A 21,852-nucleotide genomic window follows, 5' to 3' on the forward strand; every position below is an offset into this window, starting at 1 on the left:
TGTGGAGGATCGAGTCGCGGCGAGCGCCGCGGTGCCCGGATCAGGGAGCCGCTGGCGCCGACCGGTGCGGCGGGACGCGGTCGCTCCGCCACTCCGTCGTGAGCTCCTCGCCACGGTCGAAGGCGGCCTGCTCGCGGTCGCGCAGCTCGACCCGGCGGATCTTGCCCGAGATGGTCTTGGGCAGCTCCGCGAACTCGAGCCGGCGCACGCGCTCGAAGGACGACAGCACCTCGCGGGTGTGCGCGAAGATCGAGGCGGCCGTCTCGGCGGTGGGCTCCCAGCCCTCGGCGAGCGCGACGTAGGCCTTCACGATGCTCTGGCGCACCGCATCCGGAGCGGGCACGACCGCCGACTCGGCGACGGCGGGGTGCTGCAGCAGCACGCTCTCGACCTCGAACGGCGAGATCTTGAAGTCGGAGGACTTGAAGATGTCGTCGGTGCGGCCGACGAACGTGATGGTGCCGTCGACGGCGCGCACGGCGACGTCACCCGTGTGGAAGTAGCCGTCGGCGCGGGCGAGCGCGGTGCGCTCCTCGTCGCCGTGGTACCCCGACATGAGGTTCACGGGCTCGGTCGAGAGGTCGAGGCAGATCTCGCCGGTCGACGCGCTCTCGCCCGTGAGGGGATCGATCAGCGCGATCGCGACACCGGGCAGCGGGCGGCCCATCGCCCCGGGCACGATCTCGGCACCGGGCGGGTTCGCGATGATCGCGGTGGTCTCGGTCTGGCCGTAGCCGTCGCGGATCCCGAGTCCCCACCTGCGCTCGATCGTGGCGATGACCTCGGGGTTCAGCGGCTCGCCGGCCGAGAGGATCTCGGTCAGCGCGCGCGGCTTCGCGCCGAGCTCGGACTGGATCAGCATCCGCCACACGGTCGGCGGGGCGCAGAAGGTGGTGACTCCCGCACGGTCGAGCTGCTCGCGCAGCGCCGTGGGCGAGAAGCGGCTGTAGTTGTAGACGAAGACCGTCGCCTCGGCGTTCCACGGCGCGAAGAAGCAGCTCCACGCGTGCTTCCCCCAGCCGGGGGAGCTGATCGCGGAGTGGACGTCGCCGGGCTGCACGCCCAGCCAGTACATGGTGCTGAGGTGCCCGACGGGGTACGACTCGTGCGTGTGGACGACCATCTTGGGCCGGGACGTCGTGCCCGAGGTGAAGTAGATCAAGCACGGGTCGGTGCTCTCGACGACCACCGCCGGGCTGATGCCGAAGGGCTCCGCGGAGTCGGCGTAGTCGAGCCAGCCGTCGACCGCCCCGCCGACCGAGATGCGGCCGAAACCGCCCTCCACGTCGTCGAACTTCGCGGTCTCGGAGACGTCGGCGATCACGTGCGCGACCTCGCCGCGCTCGAGGCGGTCGGCCAGGTCGGCCGGCGAGAGGAGCGTCGTGGTGGGCAGGATGACCGCGCCCAGCTTCATGATCGCGAGCATCGACTCCCAGAGCTCGACCCGGTTGCCCAGCATGAGCATCACGTGATCGCCCTGCTCGACGCCGACCGAGTGCAGCCAGGTGGCGACCTCGTCCGAGCGCCAGCGCATCTCGTCGAACGAGACCTTCTGCTCCGAGCCGTCCTCCTCGACGATCCACAGCGCGGTCCGCTCGTTGCCGATCGCGATCGCGTCGAACCAGTCGACGGCCCAGTTGAAGCGGGGGCCCACGTCGGGCCAGCGGAAGGCCTCGGTCGCGGCGGCCGCGTCGGTGCGGTGCTGGAGCAGGGTGTCGCGCGCGGCGCGGAAGCTCCCGGTGGGATTCATGGACTCATTCTCCCCCGCCGCGCGGCGCACCCCACCCGGTCAGTACTTGATGGACTGGCCGCCGTCGATGGGGAGGACGACCGCGTTGACGTAGGCGGCGTCGTCCGAGAGCAGGAACGCGACGACCGAGGCGATCTCGGCGGCCTCTCCGTAGCGCTTGGTCGGGTTGACCTGGATGAACTCCTCCGCCGCCTTGCGCGGGTTCTCGGGGTCGAGCTGCTTCATCGAGTTCTCGACCATGGGGGTCCAGATGGCGCCGGGGGCGATCGCGTTGATGCGGATGCCGTACTGGCCGTACTCGATGCCGGAGTTGCGGGTGAGGCCGACGACGCCGTGCTTGGCGGCCGCGTAGCCGGACTGGTTGCCGATGCCGGTGATCCCGCCGACGCTCGCGGTGTTCACGACCATGCCGGAGCCCTGCTCGCGCATGACCTTGAGGACCTTCTCGAGGCCGAGGAACACGCCGCGCAGGTTGATCGCGACGACCTTGTCGAACTCGGCGGCGGTGAAGTCCTCGGTGAGGTTCTGCCGACCCTCGATGCCCGCGTTGTTGAAGAAGCCGTCGATGCGGCCGAAGTGCTCGAGGGTGGCGGCGACGTAGGCGTCGACGTCCTCCTCCTGCGACACGTCGGCGGTGACCGTGAGGATCTCGGCGTCGGGGACGACCGCGGTCACGGCCTCGACGGAGGCGGCGAGGCCCTCCTCGGAGATGTCGACGAGGGCGAGCTTCGCGCCCTCCTCGGCGAGGCGGACGGCGGCGGCGCGGCCGAGTCCGGACCCGCCGCCGGTGATGAGGACGACGCGATCGGTGAAGCGCTGCGTGGTGGACGGCTGCGTGGTGGACGGCTGCGTGGTGGACGGCTGCGTGGTGGACATGGGGAACCTCCTGCTCGATGAGCGAAGGGGTCGGCGGGGCCGGCGAGTCCGGCTCCGTGCTCGTTCACGGACGCCCTTCGACTCGCTCCCAAGTGTTGCTCGGTTTTCTGGGTGGCGGCTCCGTGCCGGGGTGCGGCGTCGCTCCAGCCGACCCTGGCAAGGGCCGCAGAGACCGTCCCGCCGGACGCCGACCTCGGGTAGACCGGAAGGACCGAGACGGACAGGGGGATCCGCGATGGTGATGAGAAGGACGACCACGACAGGGGCCGCGACGATGCTCGCGGTGCTCGCGCTGGCGGGCTGCACGGCACCGGCCGAGGAGGCGGCGACGCCGACCGCGACGGCCACGGCCACGGCCACGTCGACTCCGACTCCGGGTCCGATCGGACCGCTGGATCTGCCGGAAGGTCAGACGGCGGCGGTCACCTGGACCGACCGGATCGGGGCTCCGGAGCCGCAGACCGTCCGCCTGGTGGGCGAACCGCTCTCGATCCGCCTCGCCGTCGCCTGCGACACCGCGGACGCGGAGGTGACCGTCGAGATCGAGGGCCTGATGACCAGCGGCTCGAAGTGCTTCTCCGACGAGGGCATCACGCGCGGCGACCCGAACGAGGGCAACGGCGCGAGCATGCAGATCTCCGTCGACCAGGACGCCCGCATCGTCGTCACGACCGTACCGGCGGACGCCCGCTGGTCGGGAACCGTGTCGACCGGACCGCGGACGGTGCCGGCTCCGGGCTGAGGCGGCGTCAGCCCAGCGGCACGCCCAGAGCGCTCATGAACGGCACGGCGTCGACCGCCTCGCCGTCGACGCGGGTCTCGAAGTGCAGGTGGCAGCCGGAGGAGGCGCCCGTGCTCCCGAGGAGCGCGATCACGTCGCCGGCGGCGACCGTGTCGCCCACGTCGACGAGCAACTCGCTGTTGTGGGCGTAGCCGGTCTCGATGCCGCCGCCGTTGTCGATCAGGATCCAGTTGCCGTAGGTGCCGAAGTACGTCGACTCCTCGACGACGCCGCCCGACGCCGCGACGATCGGGGTGCCGCACGAGGCGGCGAGGTCGGTGCCCTTGTGGAACAGGTTGACGCCCGAGACCGGTGCGTCGGGGCGCGGGCCGTAGCTGCTGCTGATGCGACCGGACACCGGGATCATCCAGCTGCCGGAGGCGCCGTCCGCGGCGGCGGTCGACTCGCCCGCTCCGGCGGTGATCGCGTCGAGCGACTCGGTGGGCACGAGGACCTCGGGCTTCGCCTCGGCGGCGAAGGCGTCACGGGTGACGGTGTGCTGCACGGCGCCGGCCGCGACGAAGCTCTGCGGGCGGGCGGCCGCCACGGCACTCGTCGTGTCGCGCACGACCTCGGGGTCGGTGGCGCCCTCGACGGCGAAGGCCGGCATGGTCGTGGTGACCGCGATGCCGACGACGAAGGTCATGGCCGCCATCGCGGAGGCGCGGGGCTTAGACGGCCGACGGGAGGCGCGACGTCCGGCGGTGCGCTGGGCCTCGTGCTGGGCGCGCAGCTGGCGCCGGGTCGGCAGAGCGGTGGAGCTGTCGGTCTGCCCGACTCCCCGGGGGGACGGGGTCGGGGCGAGATCCTCGTGGTGCATGCAGTCAGAGTTTCCGGGTCGTTCGCAGCGCCCCGCCCCCGCGCTGCTGGGGCTGGGGAACCGTCACGGCCGCGGTCTCCGCGCCGTACGACCCTCCAGATTACCCGAGGTGCTCGGGATTCGACCTGGGAGAGTGCTCAGCAGTCAAGCCCCTCCACCGGGATGCTGCTCCGCCGCGGTGATGCGCCTACTCGTCCGCGCCCTCGGGCTGCCAGAGCTGGATCCGGTTGCCCTCGGGATCGACCAGGTCGGCGAAGCGCCCGTTCGGGTAGTGCTCCGGATCGACCTCGACGACGATGCCGGCGGAGCGGAGCTGCTCGATCATCGCGTCCAGCGAGCGCACGCGGAAGTTCAGGGCCCACCCCGAAGGACCCAGGTGCTCCGATCCGGCGGCCATCGGCGCGAGCACCGTGGACCCGGCGTCCTGCCGCCACGACGACGCGCCGTAGGTCGTCGGCGGCTCGTCGATCCCGAGGTGCCGCGCGTACCAGGCGCCGAGCGCCTCGGGATCGCGGGCGGCGAAGAACACTCCGCCGATGCCGGTCACTCTCTCCACGGGATCCGCCTCTCCGGGACCGGTCCGGCCCTCCAGGGACCGGTCTAGTACGACCCGCTGGTGAACACCAGCAGGGCGATCAGCCCGCCGACGGTGGCGGCGACGCCCGCGCCCAGGCGCCACCACATCCAGCGATCGCGCCGGGGGCCGCGCATCGGGCGCCGCTGGCCGTGCTTGCCGAGGAAGCCGGTGGGGTCGGAGGAGAAGACCATGCGTCCAGCCTGCCGTGCTCCCCGAGTGCGCGCGACTCGCGGACGCCACTCCCAGACGCTGCGGCTCTCGGTTCAATCGCTCCACTCGCTGTCGTCGCGCCAGGGGGCCACATCGACCTCGTTGCCCTCGGGATCGGCGAGCGTCCACCACTCCGGCGCGTGGTCCTCGTTCACGATGCGGCCTCCTGCGGCGAGTGCGGCGGAGATCCTCGACTCGACGACGTCGCGGGGGACGTAGAGGTCGAGGTGGATCGTGTTGCGCTCGGGGCGCGGGGCGGCGATCCGCTGGATCCAGAGGTTCGGGCTCAGGGCCCGGGGATCGGTGAGGTCGGCGTCCTCGACGGGGGAGCAGCCGAGCACGGCCCGCCAGAACGGACGCACCGCCTCCACGTCGACCGCGTCGATCGCGATCTGCAGGCTCTGCACGAGGGACGGGTCGGCGGTGAGTCCGAGTTCGCGGGCGACGGCCGAGATGCGGACGGCCAGCGCGGCGTCGCGGCGGCTGATGTCGCCGACGTCGTGGCTGACCAGGCGCACGGCGACCCCTCCGCAGCGCAGGTCGACGTCGGGGTGGTGGTCCGCGGCCTCGGCGATCTCCGCGACGGCGGCGACGAGGGCCGCGCCGTCGGCGAAGGAGCCGGTCGGGAACCAGGCGCGTGCCCCGTCGCCGACGACGCGCCAGTCCTCGGTCCCGGGGACGGCGCGGAACGCGCGGGGCGAGAGGCGATCGGTCATGCCGCAGTTGTACGCCGGATCCGACGCGGCGCGCCACCGTCACCCGATGTCTCGTGCAGGCGCCGCACGGGACCGGCTCGGTACCGTAAGGGGAGGACGGCCCGTCGAGGCCGACGAGCGGAGGACGACACCATGGCGCAGACCAAGGGCGGCAAGGCCGGCAGCGACAAGGCGGCCGAGAAGCGGGCGAAGAAGGCCCTGAAGAAGGCCGCGAAGTCGGTCCGCGCGGCGCACGAGGCGGTGCGCGACTCCAGCAAGAAGCTGCGCAAGAAGGCGCGGAAGCTCGCCGAGCAGACCGAGAAGCTGCAGCGCACGCAGGCCAAGGCCGCGAAGAAGGCGGAGGCGGCCGAGCGGGGCACCGTGACGAACGAGCCGAAGCACGCGGCTCCGGTCGCCGCGCCCAGCGCCGATCCCGAGCAGATCCCCGATCTCACCCCGCCGCTGCCGAGCGTGCCGCACGAGGACGAGCCCGTCGTCGACTCCGACCCCGAGCACACCCCGGACCTCACGCCGCCGCTGCCGTCCGGGCACTGACGCCCGGCGAAAGTGAATAGCCGGTAAATACATCGGCCGACCCTGCCCGGGGGCCCTCCGGCAGGCGCATCATTCCTGCGTGGATCCCTTCGTTCTGCTCGTCCTGGTCGTCGTCACCGCTCTCGCGTTCGACTTCACCAACGGCTTCCACGACACCGCCAACGCGATGGCCACGTCCATCGCGACCGGTGCGCTGAAGCCGAAGGTCGCCGTCGCGCTGTCCGCGTCCCTCAACCTCGTGGGCGCGTTCCTCAGCATCGAGGTGGCGCTGACCGTCACCAACGCCGTGGTCAAGATCCAGGACTCGTCCGGCGCGCCGGACCCGGCGCTGCTCGAGGGCGGCGGATCCGCTCTGCTGCTGATCGTGCTCGCCGGGCTCATCGGCGGCATCATCTGGAACCTGCTGACCTGGCTGCTGGGACTGCCGTCGAGCTCCTCCCACGCCCTCTTCGGCGGCCTGATCGGCTCGACGCTCGCCGGCCTCGGCGTCGACGGCGTCAACTGGGCGGGCGACGGCTCGAAGCTCGACGGCGTCGTCGGCAAGGTGATCCTGCCGGCGCTGATGTCGCCCGTGCTCGCCGGCGCGGTCGCGGCGATCGGCACCTGGCTGGTCTTCAAGGTCGTCGGGAACCTCGCGTCGAAGAGCCTGGACCACGGCTTCCGCATCGGCCAGATCGGCAGCGCGTCCCTCGTCTCGCTCGCGCACGGCACGAACGACGCGCAGAAGACCATGGGAGTGATCACGCTGGCGCTGATCGCGGCCGGCGGCTGGAGCGACACCGGCTCGGTCCCCTTCTGGGTCAAGCTGAGCTGCGCGCTGGCCATCTCGCTCGGCACCTACATCGGCGGGTGGCGCATCATCCGCACGGTCGGCAAGGGCCTCGTCGAGATCGACACCCCGCAGGGCATGGCGGCCGAGAGCTCGTCCGCCGCAGTGATCCTCGCCTCGAGCCACCTCGGCTTCGCCCTCTCGACCACGCACGTCGCGACCGGCTCGATCCTCGGCTCCGGCGTCGGACGCCCCGGCGCCCAGGTGCGCTGGCGCGTGGCGCTGCGCATGGTGATCGCCTGGGTGATCACGCTGCCCGCCGCCGGGCTCGTCGGCGCGGTGATGTGGTGGATCGGCCACCTCGCGGGCGGGGCGCTGGGCGGCCTGCTGATGGCGGCGATCCTCGTCGCGGTCGCCGTGCTGATCTACGTCCGCTCGCGCCGCGACGCGATCGGCTCGCACAACGTCAACGACGAGTGGCAGGACTCCCGCCGCCCGACGCCCGAGACCCTGAACGTCTGAACCCCCTGAATCCGACGTCTGAACCCCTGAAGTCTGAGGAGTAGCACCGTGCTCGCACTGTTCTTCGAGGCCGCCGGTCAGGTGGCGCTCGTCGCCGTCCTCCTCGGGGCCGGCCTGCCCGTCCTCTTCGCCCTGGGCGTCCGCTCGTTCGCGGTCGCGGGTGGTGTCTCCGGCGAGCAGCCGCGCCTCCCCGTGCCGCTGCTGCGCGTGGTCGGGGTCGCCTGCTTCGCGATCGTCGTGCTCGCGGTGGTCGTGGGGCTGAGCATCATCCTCGCCACCGGCTTCGGCCAGGAGGTCGACTTCTCGCGCGGGATCCCCGTCTTCGTCCCGAAGGACTGAGCATGAGCGAGCAGGTGACCGAGGGCGGTCTCGTCGCCCGCGTCGTCGGCTGGCTGCGCGCCGGCTACCCGGCCGGTGTCCCGGAGCAGGACTACGTGCCGCTGCTGGGCATCCTGCGCCGCAGCCTCACGCCCGAGGAGGTCGAGCAGGTCGTCGAGCGGTTGGTGCACGACGCGTCCCGGGCGGACGCGGCGGGGGTGCCGCTGGACCGCGCGCGGCTCCGGCTCCGGATCGAGGAGATGCTGCTGGGTCCGGCGCTGCCCGCGGACCTGGTGCGCGTCTCCGTCCGTCTCGCGAGCGCGGGATGGCCGCTCGGGCTGCCGGAGGCGGACGCGCCGCCGGTCGGACTCGTCACGCGCATCGTGCGCTGGCTGCGCGCCGGCTACCCGGCGGGGCTGCCCGAGCAGGACTTCGTGCCGCTCGTGGCGCTGCTGCGCCGGCGGCTGACCGATGAGGAGGTCGCGGAGGTGGCCGCCGGGCTCGACGCGGAGGGCGCGCTGCCCGCGAGCCGGATCGACGTGGCCGCGGCGATCGCCCGCATCACCTCGGAGCTGCCGTCGGACGTCGACGTCGAGCGCGTGCGCCGCTCCCTCGCGGAGCGCGGCTGGCCGGAGGACTTCCCGGGCTGAGCGCGCGGTGGGCCCGGGGGCCGCGGACCCTCAGTCCAGCAGCACCCGGGACGGGTACGCGTCGTGGCTGAAGCAGAGGGTGAGTCCCGACGCCTCGAGGCGCAGCAGCTGCTCGGAGGTGCGGTGGTGGGCCGCCGGGTCGTCGCTGATGAGGCGCGGGAGCGGGCGCAGGCGGTCGGACCACTCCAGGAACTCGCGGCCCCAGGCGGCGTCGCCGGCGAGCAGGAACCGGCCCTCGACGAGGGCGCCGAGGTGGCCGAGGGCGTGGCCCGGGAGCGGGGCCACCACGAAGCGGCCGTCGCCGAAGAGGTCGGCGCCGCTCACTCCGGCGACGGTGACGACGGGCTGCTCGTCGACGACGAGGCGCTCGGAGTCGGCGAACCAGGGCGGGATCAGCGCCCGGAAGACGCCGTCGGTGATGCGGCTGCGCTCGATCCGCTCGAGCTGGCCGCGCGAGAGCACCAGCGTCGCGTTCGGGAAGTACCGGAGCCCCCCGACGTGGTCGGGGTGCAGGTGCGAGAGCACGACGCAGTCGATGTCGTCGGGCGCGAGCCCCTCGGAGCGCAGCCGGGCGTCGATCGTCTCGGCGGGAGTGACGCGCGCCGGCAGGATCCGCCGGTAGAGGGCGCCGACAGGGCCGGTGCCCGCCAGGGACGGCGGGTAGCCGGTGTCGTAGAGCACGCGGCGGCCGCTCGGGTGCCTGTACAGGAAGACGGACGAGGGGAAGGTGCGGCGGGGGGGGGCCTCGCCGCGGAACACGCGGGCGAGCGGGAAGGCGGTGTCTCCGCAGGCGAAGACGCGCAGGGCCGGCTCGGGCTCAGGCACGGGCGGCCCGGTAGTGCTCGCCGACGCGGCGGATGCCCTCGGCCAGCGGCACGGTCGGCTCGTAGCCGAGTTCGGCGCGCGCCCGCGAGATGTCGAGGGTCTGGGCGTAGGCGAGGGTGGCGACGGTGTAGCGGGTGAAGGGCGGCTCGGCGCCTCCCGGCAGCCTCAGGTAGACCCGCTCGAGGACCTCGGCGAGTGCGGTCAGGAGGCGCAGGTCGACGGTGAGGAAGCGCGGCTCCTCGCCCATCGCGGCGAAGAACGCGCGCAGCAGGTCGCCGAACGGGGTCGGCTCGCCGTTGGTGATGTTGTAGACGCTGCCGTCCGCGTGCTCCGTGCCGGCGGCGAGGACCAGCGCGCGGGCGGCGTTCTCGACGCAGGTGACGTCGACGACGTTGCGGCCGCCGTCGAAGAGCGGGATGCCGCGGCGGCGGTTCGCGGCGACGAAGCGGGGGATCAGGCTCGGGTCGCCGACGCCGATCAGGCCGCGCGGGCGGAGGATCACGAGCTCGCGGATCCGGCCGGCGCCCAGAGCCTCCTGGAGCACGCGCTCGGCCTCGATCTTGCTGCGGATGTAGAGGCTCATCCGGCTGTCCGGGTCGAACTGGTCCTCGCGCACCAGGTGCTGATGGCGCCGGGCGGAGTAGATGCTCGGCGACGAGACGAAGACGATGCGCGGGATGCCGGCGCGCTCGGCGAGGCCGACCATCGCCTCCGTGCCCGCGACGTTCGCCTCGCGGAAGTCGCTCCACCGGCCCCACGGGCTCGACAGGGCGGCGGAGTGGACGAGGACGTCCGCGCGGACGGCGAGCGTCGCGAGGTCGGCCAGGTCGGCGGCGATCGTCTCGGCTCCTGCCGCGGCGAGGCGCTCGAGGGCGCTCGCGTTCCGGCCCGAGGCGATCACCTCGTCGCCCTCGGCGAGGAACGCGCGGACGGCGTGTCCGCCGAGGAAGCCGGTGGCGCCGGTGACGAGGACGCGGCGGGGTGCGCGGGTCGTGCGCGGCTCAGCGGACATCGACGACCTCCAGGCCCTTCTTGCGGCCCCAGTACCAGAGCAGGATCCCCAGGTAGCCCAGCGCCTTGCCCTTGCGGATCGAGCAGCGGACGATCGCGCGGCGGTTCAGCCTCGCCTGCGTGCCGGGAATCACCCGGCAGACCTTCAGATGCAGCTCGAGGTCCTCGTCGGTGTCGTCGATGCTCGAGCGCGGGAAGCCGCCGACCTCGAGGTACAGCTCGGCGTCGATCGCGAGGTTCAGCCCGGCGATCATGAACATCCGGTAGCGCTGGCCCGGGCGGCGGTAGACGACACCGGGCGCCCGCTCGAGGAGGCGGATGAGAGCGGTGCCGATCACTCCGTCGTACCAGCGGTAGTCGGGCTCGTCGGTGCGCGGAGCGACGCGTCCGCCGACGAAGCGGAGGCCGGCTCGGAAGTCGGCCTTCAGCAGCTCGACCCAGTGCTCGTCCGGCAGCGAGTCGGCGTCGGTGCGCGCGACGACGGAGGCCCCGTGCGCGATCGCGTACCGGAAGCCGGTGTCGGAGGCGGCTCCGGTGCCCTTCTGCGGTTCGTCGATCGCGAGCACGGGCCGCTCCGGACGCTCGGCGGCGAACGCGGCGATCACCTCGCGCGAGCGGTCGGTGCTGCCGTTGTCGACGAGCAGGAGGGTGAAGTCCTGGTCGGTCTGCGCCGCGAGGGCGTCGAGGGTGCCGCGGAGCAGCTTCTCCTCGTTGAAGAGGGGCACGACGACCCAGAAATCCACGCGGGCCCCCTCCTGCCGTGACCGCTCCACCCTAACGAGCACGGACGGCGCATCCCCGCTATACAGGGGGAGCGGCGACCTCCGACGGGCCGGCGCAGGAGGGACGCGATCGTGTCCGACGTGCTCCCCGTCCGCCTCCTGGGCACCGGAGAGGCGCTGCCTCGGCGGGTCGTGCCGACCGCCGAGATCGCCGGGCTCTGCGGACTGGACGCCGACGAGGCGATCCGCCGCACCGGAGTCGTGACGCGGCACTGGCTCTCGGACGACGAGGATCCGCTCGAGCTGGGGCTCCTCGCGGCGCGCCGGGCGCTCGCCGCGGCCGAGCTCGAGCCGGGCGACATCGACGTGGTGCTGAACGCGTCGGGCACGCAGCTGCAGGCGATCCCCGACGGGGGCGCGCTGCTCGCCGCCGGGCTCGGCATGACCGACGTCTCGGCGTACTCGCTGAACGCCACCTGCCTCTCGTTCCTCTTCGCGCTGCAGGAGGCGGGGTTCCTGCTCGCGACGCACCGCGCCGAGCGCGTGCTGATCGTGTCGACGGAGGGCGGCAGTCGCGGCATCGACCTCGGCCAGCCCGAGAGTGCCCTGCTGATCGGCGATGCGGCCGCGGCCGTCGTCGTGGGGCGCGCCTCCGATGCAGGGCAGGGGATCACGACGTCGAGGTTCACGACGCGCACGAGCGGAGTGGTGCACGCCGAGATCCGCGGGTTCGGCTCGCGCATCCGGATCGAGGAGGCGGCGGACCGGCTCGGGGACTTCTGCTTCGACATGGACGGGATCCGGCTGCTGATCGACGCGCTGCGGCACTTCCCGGCGTTCCTCGAGACCGTGCGGCCGGGGCTCGGCTCGGGCCTGCCGGGGATCGACCGCGTCGTGCCGCACCAGACGAGCGGCGCGGGGCTCGAGGGCATGGCGCGGCTGTGGGGGCGCGAGCGGATGGTGGTCACGCTGCCCGAGGTCGGCAACACGATCGGCTCCGCTCTGCCGCTCGCGCTGCATCGCGCGCGGCCCCGGGAGGGGGAGTCCCTGCTGCTGGTCGGCACGGGCGCGGGGACGCACTACGGCGCGGTGGTGCTCCAGTGCTGACGCTCGAGGGAGGTGGGGCGTCGTGGATCTCGAGGTCGGCCGCGGTCTGACGATCCCGGCGTCGGAGCTGCAGTGGCGGTTCTCGCGGTCGTCGGGGCCGGGCGGGCAGCACGTGAACACGTCGGACAGCCGGGTGCAGCTGACGTGGGACGTGGCGGGATCCGCGGTGCTGGACGAGTCGCAGCGGGAGCGGATCCTCGAGCGGCTGGGACGGCGGCTGGTCTCGGGGACGCTGACCGTGACGGTGTCGGAGCAGCGGTCGCAGCTGCGGAACCGCGAGGCGGCGCTGGAGTCGCTGCGCGGGCTGGTGAGCTCGGCGCTGGCGCCGCCGGCGGCCCCGCGCCGACCGACCAGGCCGACGCGGGGGTCGGCCCGGCGGCACGCCGTCGCCAAGCAGCAGCGGTCGGCGACGAAGAAGCAGCGGCGGCGGCCGACGGGGGAGTAGTGGGCCGAGTGCCCGGCGCGCCGGGGTGGCGACGCGCCTCAGAACGGCGGCGGGTCGACGAACCGTGGCCGAGGGGTCGGCTCGGGTGGTCCTCCGGGGAGGGCCGCTGGTCGGGTCGTGACCCGGCGGCCGGTGGGAGTGGTCCAGTCGGCGACCCCGTCGGGATGGAGGACGTAGGTCCACCGGTCGCCGTGGCGGACGTGATGGTGGGCGACGCACAGGGAGGCGAGGTTGTGCACGGCGGTCGTGCCTCCGTGGCGCCACTCGAGGGTGTGGTCGGCCTCCGCGGTGGAGGCGGAGCGGGTGCAGCCGGGGAACCGGCAGGTCCGGTCGCGCAGCTGCAGGAACAGGCGCATCCGGGGCGGCGGGACGCGGAGGGTGCGCCCGACGTCGAGGACCGCGCCCGTGCCGGGAGCCGTCGTGACCGGCGTGACGGTCGATCCCGGACCCGCCAGCAGGCGGGCGACGGCGGCGGGCACGAGTCCGTAGCCGTCGAGGTCGGCGGGGTGGTCGTCGAGCCCGGCAGCGGTGGTCGCCGAGAGCGTCAGCCGCACCTCCGCTCGGATCCCCGGCACGAAGGTCGGAGAGACGGCCGAGTCGTCGTCCACCGGCGTGGTGCCGGAGACGTCGCCGTCGCAGAGCAGATCGGTGAGGGCGTCGGCGCGCAGCTGGGCGAGGGTGCGCGCGTCAGCGGTCACGGAACCGTCCCCATCCCCGTCCCCGTCTGCGGCTGAGTCGCGGAGGGTGCGGGCGATGCGGTCCAGGCGGTGGAACGCGCCGACGGCGGCGGCGGCCGGCAGGTACGCCGACAGCGTCGCCATGCCGTCGAGCTCCGGAGTGACCCACACCGACCGGTCGTCGCGGGCGCGGGCGTGCCGGTCGGCGAGCGGCTGCTCGTGCAGCTCCTCGCGGAGCCGCGCCACCGCGCGCCGCAGCTGGGTCGGCGTCATCGACACCGCGACCTCGGCGGCGCGCTCGTCGAACGCCGCGCGGGAGGCGACGGGCAGGGTGGCGGCGGCCGAGCAGATCACCTGGCCGGCCTCCCAGCGGATCCGAGCCGCGGCGAGAGCCGCACGTGTGCGGGGGAGGTCCTCGGTGAGCAGCTGCGCCTGCTCCAGCTCCCGCGAGGCGACGCGTTCCGAGACTCCGAGCGCGACCGCGAACTCGGCACGGATCGACCGCTCGACGAGGTCTGCCGCCTCGCTGCGGGCCGCGCCTGCGCCACCGCCGCGCGAGAACGCCTCCGGACAGGCGAGGGCTGAGCGGTACCCCGCGTAGAGCGCCTCGGTGGCGGCGAGGAGCACGGGCGCTGCGGAGCGCACGAGCCGCGACGCCTCGTCGCCGTACTCGTGCACCCGCGTGAGGGCCGCCTCCGCCGTTCCGATCTCTGCCATACGGGTATTGAATCAGGGACTACCGACACCGGACGGCGGAGATCGCCCGTCGAAGATGATCAGGCTTCCGGAACGCCCTGTGGAGGAGACCCGCGTCGCCATCCGAGACGAGTCCCCGACGGTGCTACCGCCCGCCGAGACGGACGCCGCTGTCCTCGCACGAGGAGGTCCCCGCGGCGTCCTCCCGGAGGCAGGCGCCGTCGCTCAGCGCCCGCGGACCGAGGGGCTCGCCGAGCTGAACGGTGACAGGAACGAGGTCGTTGGCGGGACAGGTCCCCCCGGATGCCCCGTTCCAGGACGCGTCCACACGGATGACGACGTCCTCCTCACCGAGGGAGACGACGGGCGGCAGGGTCGCGCCAGTGACTCCTGAGGCGCACTCGAGGCGGCTGGCGAGGAGATCCACCTGCTCGCTCCGCGGTGACACGTCGGACGGATCGGCGAGCTCCCAGACCGCGGTCTCGCCGACCGGAGACTCCTCGACGACGGGATCGTCGCTCTCGGCCGGAAGCGAGCATCCGGCCAGTGAGAGCAGCGCCGCGAGGGCTGCGGAAGGGAGCGGGATGCGCCGGCCGGGAGTCACGGAGCCGCCCTCTCCCACTTCTCCGGCGAGCGCACCAGCGGCGATAGGGCCGACGCTCGGAGTGGACGCCCACTGCGGCGCTCCCGACCGCCCCGCTTCACCGGGGGCGCGCCCGCGAGCTCCTGCACCCGCCGCGTCCACGCGGACACGAGCAGTCCGAACCCGACGAGGGGAGACGCCGAGAGGAGCCGTGCTCCGACGTCGCCCGGCCAGAGGAGCTCGCCTCCTCCATCGACCTCCTGCGGATCGGGTCGCCCGGTGCTTGTCAACTCTCTTCACCCCCGGCGAGCGGTTTCCTACGATCGGCGGAACGGGCCGGATCGATGCGCCCGCTGATCAGGTGAGGGGCGCGGTGCCGGACTTCTCGTTCCTCCGGCCGCGCCGCGCGGTGGGAGCGATGCTCTCGGAGCTCGCCGCGACCGCGGGCCTGCGCCTCGACGGGCCGGATCCGCGGGTGACCAGCGTCACGGTCAGCGACCGCGAGGTCGAGCCGGGCGGTCTGTTCGCCGCGCTGCCGGGCCGGGGTGCGCACGGCGCCGACTTCGTCGACCGGGCCAGGGCGGCGGGGGCCGTCGCCGTGCTCACCGACGAGGACGGCGCGCGGCGGGTCGACGGCCTGCCCGTGCTCGTCGCTCCGGATCCGCGCCGCGTGCTGGGCCCGGTCGCCGCGCGCGTCTACGGCACCGACTCCGCCCGCCCGCCGCTCTTCGGCGTCACCGGGACCAACGGCAAGACGACGACCGTGCACCTGCTCACGGCGGTGCTCGAGCAGCTCGGCCGGCGCGTCGGGCACAGCTCGACGGCGACGCGGCGGAGCGGCCCCGTCGAGATCGCGAGCCGGCTCACGTCCCCCGAGGCGCCGGAGGTGCACGCGCTGCTCGCGCGCATGGTCGAGGACGGGGTCGACGCCGCTGCGCTCGAGGTCAGCGCGCAGGCGCTCACGCGGCACCGCGTCGACGGGCTGCGCTTCGAGGTCGCCGGCTTCACGAACCTCAGCCACGACCACCTCGACGACTACGCGGACATGGACGAGTACCTGCGGGCGAAGGCGCGGCTGCTGCGTCCGGAGCTGTCGGAGCGCGCCGTGCTGCTTCTCGACTCGCCGGCGGGCGAGCGGATGCGCGACCTCGCCGAGGTGCCGGTGGTCACGGTCGCCTCCGTTCCGCGCACCGACGCCGACTGGCGCGTCGACGTGCTCGAGGCGACGAGCACCGGGACCGCGTTCCGGCTCAGCGGGCCCGACGGGTCGCTGACCACCTCCGTCCCCCTGGTCGGCCGGCACATGGCGGCGGATGCGGGACTCGCGCTCGTGATGCTGCTGTCGGCCGGGCATCCGTTCGCGGCGCTCGCCGAGGCGGTGCGCGACGGCATCGACGCGCACGTGCCGGGCCGGTCGCTCCTGGTGTCGGGCGAGCGGGGGCCGCGGGTGTACCTCGACTTCTCGCATACGCCCGACTCGATCGAGAAGACCGTGGCTGCGCTGCGCGAGGTGACCCCGGGGCGCGTGATCGTGGTGCTCGGAGCGGACGGCGACCGGGACCCGTCCAAGCGCGGGCCGATGGGGCGCGCGGCGGCGGAGGGGGCCGACGTGGTCGTCGTCACCGATCACCATCCGCGGTCGGAGGACCCCGCGCGGATCCGGCGCGCGCTGCTCGACGGGGCGCGCGACGGGAGCGACGTGCGCGAGATCGCGGAGCCCGCGGAGGCGATCCGCTCGGCGCTGGGCTCGGCCACCGACTCCGACAGCGTGCTCTGGGTGGGGCCGGGTGACACGGACTACCGGCTCGTACGGGGCGTCGAGGTGCCGTACTCGCCGCGGCTCGATGCGCGGGAGGCGCTGGCCGAGCTCGGCTGGGGGTGACTGCAGGCGCTGCGCGCGGTCGCCTCGGCTCCGGAGTGCGGGGGCGATCCGTCACGGCCTACTGCCGCGAGCGAGCGGTCAGGCGGTCGCGCGGAGGAAGGCGGCGGCCCGGAGGCGTGCGTCGAGGAGCGCCGTCGCGTCCGGCTCGACGCCCTGCGCTCCCCACAGATCCAGATCGTCGTCCAGGAGGACGAGTGGTTCCGCGATCTCGGGGCCGTCGTGTCCGATCGCGCTGTGGGTCCACGACGAGAGCGACCGCAGGTCCGTCCCGCCCGCCAGGAACCGCCGGCACGCCGAGCGCAGCGCGAGGATCGCGGTCTCGTCGTCGCCTTCGACGAGCGGCGGCTCCCCCGCCTCCGCGAGTGCCGCGTTCAGGGCGTCGAGCACTTCCCAGACCGACGCGTCGGAGTAGAGGGAGGCGAGAGCGAGCAGCCGCTCGCCCGGAACGCCCGCCGCGACGTGCTCGACGGCCGCCGCGACCACGTGGAGGGGCGGGCAGCCGCCGAGGAGGAACTCGGCCCCGGCCTCGCGCACGGGGTCCGCGGAGGGTGTGGGGGCGGTCGCCGCCCGCACCTCCGCCGTGATGCGCTCGGCGAGACGATCGGCGGTCTCGACGTCGAGCACCGTGTCGAACTGCGCCGCCCAGCAGCTCCGGACGTGCAGGCCGAGGCACGCGCCGTCCTGGAGGAGGAGCCGGGTGAGATCGACCGCCTCGAAGAGGTACTCGTCGGCGGGCGACCCGGGGAAGAGGCCGCAGAGGTCCTCCTCCGTCAGCACGGAGAGGACCGCGTCGCGCACCAGGTCCCACTCGGGATCGGCGACCTCGAGGGAGTGCCGGTGCAGCAGCTCGCGGTGCTGCCTCTGCAGCCGTCGCAGCTCGCGACCGCCCGTCCCGTTCCCCACCCCTCGAGCATGCCAGGGCCGGCGGAGGCTCAGGCCGCCGGGCGCTCCTGGAACCAGCGGACGAGCTCGCGCAGGGCGGGCAGGGTCATGCTCGTGTCGCGATCACCGGCGAGGTCCTCGAACGTGGTGCGGAAGCCCTCCGGCTGTCCTTCCGCATCGGGGACGGCGGCGTAGGCCATCGACCACTCGGGGAAGAGGCGCTCGGTCGTCGTCTCCTGGAGCAGGATGCGGATCGACTCGTGGCGGGGGGCGTGGGCGATCGCGTCCATCCGCTCCTGCACCGCGTGGTCGGGCCCCTCGAGCACCTGGAGGAAGCGGCCGTCGCGGTACAGCAGCATGCCGGTGAGGTCGGCGCGCCCGTTGTCGGCGCGGCTCTGCTGCAGGAGCGACGCGAGGTGCGCCTCGTCGAACGGTGCGGTGGCGCGGCTGGAGTACACGAGGGAGAGCATGGGACCGGCTTTCGAGCGGGGACGTGTTCGAGCAGTCGACCACGATCGTCCGTCCCGCGCAGGGACTGGCTGCGCGGGGCGGGTGCTGCTAGCGGAGGCGCCTCTGGTGCCGACGGCCCGCGAGTGCTAGACCTGCCTCGATCCCCGTCCGGCGGGAGGGCGCCGCGGAGACCATCGGTCGAGCGAAGGAGTCGGACCATGGACGCATCTCTCCTGCCCCGCGGCGGATCGAGGCGGCGCGCACGAGGGCGGCCGACGGCGCTGCTGCTCGCCACGGTGCTGCTGGCCTCGCTGAGCGGATGCTCGCAGACGGCCCCGCTGCTCCGGCGGCTCCCGCAGGCCGCCGACGACGTGCTCCGGCAGTCGGACGACCTGGCGCAGGTGAGAAGCGGGATGGACGAGATCCTGAGCGGCGCCGCGCGGGAGTCCACGGCCGTCGTCGATGACGCGGCGCGGGCCAGGAACGTCGTCGAGCTCGACCCGGAGGGACGTGAAGCGCTGTCGACGGCGTGCGGGATCGCCACCGACACGGTCTCGCAGTTCTGGCAGGACTCGGACTCGCCGGTCGAGACCACGACCGCGGTCGAGTGGTTCGACTACCTGCGGGGCGTCGCCGAGACCCTCGAGGGAGCGGAGAGCCTCGAGAGCGATGCGCAGGAGGTGCTGGAGTTCCTCGACGCCTGGCAGCGGGGCGACGTCGAGGAGATCCGGCTCCAGTTGACCCTCCTCGCCTTCGAGCGGGTCTACTGCTCCTGACCGCTCAGACTCCGGGGTCGGGGTCGCGGGAGACGGAGTACGTGCTGCTCATCCCGGGGGTCGGAGCGTGCATCCCCGTGTCGACGGCGACGGCGACGTACCCGGGATCCTGATCCGACCCGTCGCCTTCTCCGTACCCGTCGTCCTCGCCGGACCCGTCGCCTTCTCCGGACCCGTCGTCCTCGCCGGCCCCCGTCCCGCGCTCGCCGGGGCTGCCGAGCAGCAGCCGCGTCAGCGACTCCGCCGACGAGAGCAGGGTGTCGAGCGCCGCCGCGAGGTCGTCGTCGCCCGGAGCCGCCCCGCGCAGGGCCGCCGCGAGCACGCTGCGGCGCATCAGCTCCTTGGCGAAGGAGCCGGTGGTCCCCTCCGCCCGCTCGGCCGCGGCGTCGAGGGCCGTCTCGCTGAACGGGAGGGAGGCGGCGTACCGGCGGAAGAGGCGGCGGCGGGCACCGGGCCCCGGCAGCGGGATCTCGACGCCGAGGTCGACCCGGCCGGGTCGGGCGGCGAGGGCGCGCTCGAGGACCTGCACGCGGTTGGTGGTCATCACGAAGGCCACGTCGGCGTCCCCGTCGAGGCCGTCGAGGGCGTCGAGCACCTCGAAGAGCAGCGGCTGGGGGCTGTGCGCGCGCTCCATGGCGACGAGATCGATGTCCTCGAGGACCACCAGCGCGGGCGGGAAGGTCCGCGCGATCTCGGCGGCGGCTCCGATGAACCGGATGCTCGATCCGGTGAGCACGACCGCGGTCGTGCCCGGGGTGCGGGCGAGCAGGTGCCGCACGGTCAGCGTCTTGCCGGTGCCGGGAGGGCCGTAGAGCAGCAGCCCGCGCTTGAGGTGCTGGCCCGCTGCGAGCAGCTCGTCGCGGTGCTCGCCGATGCCCACGACGTGGTCGACGACCGACTCGAGCACGCCGTCCTCGAGCACCACGTCGCCCGCCGCCACGTCGGGCCGGGGCAGGAACGTCGCCCCGGCGTGGCGCCCGAACTCGGAGCCCGCGAACGAGAGCACCTGGCCGCGCAGCACGCTGTGCTCGACCATCAGAGCGTGCAGCCGCCGGATGAACGCGGGCACGGCGCCCTCGTCGGCCGAGAGGATCTCGAGCGACGCCGTCTCGCGGCCGGTCTGCGGCATCGCGTCGCGCTGCAGCACCGCGAACGGCACGCCCTCGAAGCGGAGGAGCCGCACGCCGAACGCGATCACGCGGCGGTCGGTCAGAGGGCCGGTCGCGCGGGTGGCGTAGGTCACCGGGCCCGGGGCGAAGCGGGTGTGCGGGTTGCCGAGCATCTCGCCGATGGAGGAGTGGAACCGCTGCTCGCCGCCGCCGACGCCGAGGACGGACGCCTCGGCTCCTCCGAGCGCGTCGAGAGCGAGGTCGGCGTCGACCAGGCGGTGCGGCAGGATCTCCTCGGTGGTCACCGCGAGCGTCGTCGCGTCGGCGCCGAGGTGCTCGCTCACCGCGTCGCCGAGCGGGGTGCGCTCGGCCGTCTGCTCGGTGGCGGCGAGCGCCTCCACGCGCCTGAGGTAGCGGGACACGACCCGCATCAGCTCCCGGTCGGACTCCTCGAGCATGCGGACCTTCCCCCCTGGCGGTCTCCCGCCGTCGGGAGCGACGCTAGCGCGCCCGGCCGCGGGGTGAGGGAACCCCGGCCGGTCCGGGGAGCCCGCAGGCCCGGGTTCCCTCGACGGTCGACGGTTCCCTCGGCCCGGACCCTCGGCCCGGACCCCCGGACCCCGCGCGGAGCGCGCACGGAGGATGCACGGAGGAACAGCGCAGACCCGTCGCCTACCGTGAGGACGGACGCACAGGAGGAGACATCATGACCGAGCAGATCGGGATCCCCGAGGCCACCGCACTCGAGCGGACGCGGCGCACCGTCGCGATCCTGGGCGCGGGAGGCGACCTCACCGAGCGGCTGCTGCTGCCGGGACTGGGGCGCGTCGCGGAGCTCGCGCGCGACTCGGAGCTCACCCTCATCGGAGCCGCCCGCACGCCGCAGAGCGACGAGGAGTGGCAGGCGCTCGTGCGCCGCAGCCTCGAGGACGCGGGGATCGCGGCGAGCACCGTCGACGACCTCGCCGCGCGCGCCCGCTTCGTCGCGACCGACGCCTCCGATCCTAAGCAGCTGACGGCCCTGCTCGACGCCTGCCCCACGACGCCCGTGCTCTACGTGGCCCTCCCGCCCGCGATGGGCCACGCGGTCGCGGAGTCGCTGGCCGCGATCGAGCTGCCCGAGGATCTCGTCGTCGCGATCGAGAAGCCGTTCGGCGAGGACCTCGACGACGCCGTCGCCCTGAACGCCGCACTCGCGGCCGTGATCCCGGAGGACCGCCTCTGGCGTGTCGACCACTTCCTCGGCAACGCCACCGTGATGGGGATGCTGGGCCTGCGCTTCGGCAACGCCCTGCTCGAGGCCGGCTGGAGCGCCGAGCACATCGAGAAGGTCGAGATCGTCTACGACGAGACCCTCGGCATCGAGGGGCGCGCGAAGTTCTACGACGGCACCGGAGCGCTGCGGGACATGCTGCAGAGCCACCTGCTGATGGTGCTGGCCCTGACCGCGATGGAGCGCCCCGACGAGGTCTCGCCCGAGGACGTCCACGCGCGCATGGCCGAGTTGCTCGGTGCGGTCCGGCTCTGGCGCGACGATCCGGCGACGGCCCGCCGGGCCCGCTACACGGAGGGGCGGATCGACGGCCGGCTCCTCCCCTCGTACGTCCACGAGTCCGACGTCGACCCCGACGCGGGTACCGAGACGCTCGCGCAGCTGCTGCTGCAGGTCGACACCCCGCGCTGGGCGGGCGTGCCGTTCGTCCTGCGCTCCGGCAAGGCGATCGGCGACCCGCGCACCGAGGTCGCCGTGCACTTCCGCCCCTCGACGCCGCCCCGCGGCCTCCGCCCGGCCGTGGCCGGCGCGGGCACCGTGCTGAGGATGTCGCTCAAGGGCGGCGACGTCGCCCTCGACCTGCTCGTCAACGGCGCCGACGACCTGACCGGCCTCGAGCGCACGACGCTGCAGGCGGAGCCCGGCGCCGCGACTCTCGACGCCTACGCGCAGGTGCTCGCCGGGATCCTCCAGGGCGACACCCTGCTGTCGGTGCCGGGCGACGTCGCAGAGCAGTGCTGGCGCATCGTGACGCCGGTGCTCGCGCACTGGGCCGACGGCGCTGCTCCGCTCGAGGAGTACGCGGCGGGGAGCGCGGGGCCCGACGGCTGGTGAGCCGGGGTCTGCGGGGTTCCCACGCGGGAGCGGGGGCGGGCGCGCGGCGTCAAGTCC

Annotated in this window: 24 protein-coding genes; 10 read left to right on the forward strand and 14 right to left on the reverse strand. The window is 73.7% G+C overall.

The window, feature by feature from the left end; genetic code table 11:
- Window positions 1-40: 40 nt before the first annotated feature.
- Together NB037_RS13450 and NB037_RS13455 are read right to left on the reverse strand one after the other, a co-directional pair.
- Window positions 41-1,750 (reverse strand): AMP-binding protein, encoded by a 1,710-nt coding sequence (locus NB037_RS13450; RefSeq protein WP_251946525.1) that lies wholly within the window; start codon window positions 1,748-1,750, stop codon window positions 41-43.
- A 39-nt stretch (window positions 1,751-1,789) separates the two neighbouring features.
- Window positions 1,790-2,626, reverse strand: coding sequence for a glucose 1-dehydrogenase (locus NB037_RS13455; RefSeq protein WP_251946528.1), 837 nt, complete (start codon window positions 2,624-2,626; stop codon window positions 1,790-1,792).
- Window positions 2,627-2,861: 235 nt separating this feature from the next.
- On the opposite strand from NB037_RS13455, the gene NB037_RS13460 reads away from it, so the two are divergent.
- A complete protein-coding gene (locus tag NB037_RS13460) occupies window positions 2,862-3,368 on the forward strand; it encodes a hypothetical protein (protein WP_251946529.1) in 507 nt (168 codons plus the stop codon).
- Between the two features lie 7 nt (window positions 3,369-3,375).
- Here NB037_RS13460 and NB037_RS13465 read toward each other — a convergent pair whose 3' ends face one another.
- From NB037_RS13465 to NB037_RS13480, 4 genes are all read right to left on the reverse strand, one after another.
- Entirely contained in the window at window positions 3,376-4,227 is an 852-nt protein-coding gene (locus NB037_RS13465) for a M23 family metallopeptidase (protein ID WP_251946531.1), read from the reverse strand.
- Window positions 4,228-4,414: 187 nt separating this feature from the next.
- The gene (locus tag NB037_RS13470; RefSeq protein ID WP_251946533.1) at window positions 4,415-4,783 is read right to left on the reverse strand and encodes a VOC family protein; all 369 of its coding nucleotides are present in this window, start codon (window positions 4,781-4,783) and stop codon (window positions 4,415-4,417) included.
- Window positions 4,784-4,827: 44 nt separating this feature from the next.
- Window positions 4,828-4,995, reverse strand: a complete 168-nt coding sequence (locus NB037_RS13475; protein WP_251946536.1) for a hypothetical protein — start codon at window positions 4,993-4,995, stop codon at window positions 4,828-4,830.
- 72 nt (window positions 4,996-5,067) lie between these two features.
- On the reverse strand, window positions 5,068-5,730 hold the full coding sequence (locus NB037_RS13480) for a 4a-hydroxytetrahydrobiopterin dehydratase (protein WP_251946537.1): 663 nt from the start codon (window positions 5,728-5,730) through the stop codon (window positions 5,068-5,070).
- Window positions 5,731-5,862: 132 nt separating this feature from the next.
- Here NB037_RS13480 and NB037_RS13485 point away from each other — a divergent pair, with 132 nt between their 5' ends.
- From NB037_RS13485 to NB037_RS13500, 4 genes are all read left to right on the forward strand, one after another.
- A complete protein-coding gene (locus NB037_RS13485) occupies window positions 5,863-6,264 on the forward strand; it encodes a hypothetical protein (RefSeq protein ID WP_251946539.1) in 402 nt (133 codons plus the stop codon).
- A gap of 79 nt (window positions 6,265-6,343) precedes the next feature.
- Complete coding sequence (locus NB037_RS13490; protein ID WP_251946541.1) at window positions 6,344-7,555, forward strand: inorganic phosphate transporter; 1,212 nt, start codon at window positions 6,344-6,346, stop codon at window positions 7,553-7,555.
- A gap of 48 nt (window positions 7,556-7,603) precedes the next feature.
- Entirely contained in the window at window positions 7,604-7,894 is a 291-nt protein-coding gene (locus NB037_RS13495; RefSeq protein WP_251946543.1) for a hypothetical protein, read from the forward strand.
- Between the two features lie 2 nt (window positions 7,895-7,896).
- A complete protein-coding gene (locus NB037_RS13500; protein ID WP_251946545.1) occupies window positions 7,897-8,523 on the forward strand; it encodes a DUF3349 domain-containing protein in 627 nt (208 codons plus the stop codon).
- 30 nt (window positions 8,524-8,553) lie between these two features.
- Here NB037_RS13500 and NB037_RS13505 read toward each other — a convergent pair whose 3' ends face one another.
- The 3 genes from NB037_RS13505 to NB037_RS19935 are packed head-to-tail and all read right to left on the reverse strand — an operon-like array spanning window position 8,554 to window position 11,102.
- Window positions 8,554-9,348 (reverse strand): MBL fold metallo-hydrolase, encoded by a 795-nt coding sequence (locus tag NB037_RS13505; protein ID WP_251946547.1) that lies wholly within the window; start codon window positions 9,346-9,348, stop codon window positions 8,554-8,556.
- On the reverse strand, window positions 9,341-10,360 hold the full coding sequence (locus tag NB037_RS13510; protein ID WP_251946549.1) for an NAD-dependent epimerase/dehydratase family protein: 1,020 nt from the start codon (window positions 10,358-10,360) through the stop codon (window positions 9,341-9,343). The genes NB037_RS13505 and NB037_RS13510 overlap by 8 nt, the downstream gene beginning before the upstream one ends.
- Complete coding sequence (locus tag NB037_RS19935; protein ID WP_251946550.1) at window positions 10,350-11,102, reverse strand: glycosyltransferase family A protein; 753 nt, start codon at window positions 11,100-11,102, stop codon at window positions 10,350-10,352. Before NB037_RS19935 ends, NB037_RS13510 begins: the two co-directional genes overlap by 11 nt.
- A gap of 111 nt (window positions 11,103-11,213) precedes the next feature.
- On the opposite strand from NB037_RS19935, the gene NB037_RS13520 reads away from it, so the two are divergent.
- Together NB037_RS13520 and arfB are read left to right on the forward strand one after the other, a co-directional pair.
- Window positions 11,214-12,188: a 3-oxoacyl-[acyl-carrier-protein] synthase III C-terminal domain-containing protein gene (locus NB037_RS13520; RefSeq protein WP_251946552.1), complete on the forward strand. Its 975-nt coding sequence runs from the start codon at window positions 11,214-11,216 to the stop codon at window positions 12,186-12,188.
- Window positions 12,189-12,210: 22 nt separating this feature from the next.
- Entirely contained in the window at window positions 12,211-12,633 is a 423-nt protein-coding gene (gene arfB / locus NB037_RS13525; protein ID WP_251946554.1) for an alternative ribosome rescue aminoacyl-tRNA hydrolase ArfB, read from the forward strand.
- Between the two features lie 38 nt (window positions 12,634-12,671).
- On the opposite strand, the gene NB037_RS13530 is transcribed toward arfB, so the two are convergent.
- Both NB037_RS13530 and NB037_RS13535 read right to left on the reverse strand, forming a co-directional pair.
- The gene (locus NB037_RS13530) at window positions 12,672-14,027 is read right to left on the reverse strand and encodes an HNH endonuclease signature motif containing protein (RefSeq protein ID WP_251946556.1); all 1,356 of its coding nucleotides are present in this window, start codon (window positions 14,025-14,027) and stop codon (window positions 12,672-12,674) included.
- A 124-nt stretch (window positions 14,028-14,151) separates the two neighbouring features.
- Complete coding sequence (locus tag NB037_RS13535; RefSeq protein WP_251946558.1) at window positions 14,152-14,610, reverse strand: hypothetical protein; 459 nt, start codon at window positions 14,608-14,610, stop codon at window positions 14,152-14,154.
- A 352-nt stretch (window positions 14,611-14,962) separates the two neighbouring features.
- On the opposite strand from NB037_RS13535, the gene NB037_RS13540 reads away from it, so the two are divergent.
- Window positions 14,963-16,471 carry a Mur ligase family protein gene (locus NB037_RS13540; protein ID WP_251946559.1) on the forward strand — a complete coding sequence of 503 codons (1,509 nt, stop codon included), beginning with the start codon at window positions 14,963-14,965 and terminating at the stop codon, window positions 16,469-16,471.
- Window positions 16,472-16,549: 78 nt separating this feature from the next.
- On the opposite strand, the gene NB037_RS13545 is transcribed toward NB037_RS13540, so the two are convergent.
- Both NB037_RS13545 and NB037_RS13550 read right to left on the reverse strand, forming a co-directional pair.
- Window positions 16,550-17,374, reverse strand: coding sequence for a hypothetical protein (locus NB037_RS13545; protein ID WP_251946561.1), 825 nt, complete (start codon window positions 17,372-17,374; stop codon window positions 16,550-16,552).
- A 29-nt stretch (window positions 17,375-17,403) separates the two neighbouring features.
- On the reverse strand, window positions 17,404-17,823 hold the full coding sequence (locus NB037_RS13550; RefSeq protein WP_251946563.1) for a BLUF domain-containing protein: 420 nt from the start codon (window positions 17,821-17,823) through the stop codon (window positions 17,404-17,406).
- A gap of 198 nt (window positions 17,824-18,021) precedes the next feature.
- On the opposite strand from NB037_RS13550, the gene NB037_RS13555 reads away from it, so the two are divergent.
- Window positions 18,022-18,579: a hypothetical protein gene (locus tag NB037_RS13555; protein ID WP_251946565.1), complete on the forward strand. Its 558-nt coding sequence runs from the start codon at window positions 18,022-18,024 to the stop codon at window positions 18,577-18,579.
- A 4-nt stretch (window positions 18,580-18,583) separates the two neighbouring features.
- On the opposite strand, the gene NB037_RS13560 is transcribed toward NB037_RS13555, so the two are convergent.
- Window positions 18,584-20,146 (reverse strand): AAA family ATPase, encoded by a 1,563-nt coding sequence (locus tag NB037_RS13560; RefSeq protein WP_251946567.1) that lies wholly within the window; start codon window positions 20,144-20,146, stop codon window positions 18,584-18,586.
- Window positions 20,147-20,394: 248 nt separating this feature from the next.
- On the opposite strand from NB037_RS13560, the gene NB037_RS13565 reads away from it, so the two are divergent.
- Window positions 20,395-21,795 carry a glucose-6-phosphate dehydrogenase gene (locus NB037_RS13565; protein ID WP_251946569.1) on the forward strand — a complete coding sequence of 467 codons (1,401 nt, stop codon included), beginning with the start codon at window positions 20,395-20,397 and terminating at the stop codon, window positions 21,793-21,795.
- Window positions 21,796-21,852: the final 57 nt, after the last annotated feature.

It is taken from the genome of Rathayibacter rubneri, from assembly GCF_023743255.1.
GTDB classification, from domain to species: domain Bacteria; phylum Actinomycetota; class Actinomycetes; order Actinomycetales; family Microbacteriaceae; genus Rathayibacter; species Rathayibacter rubneri.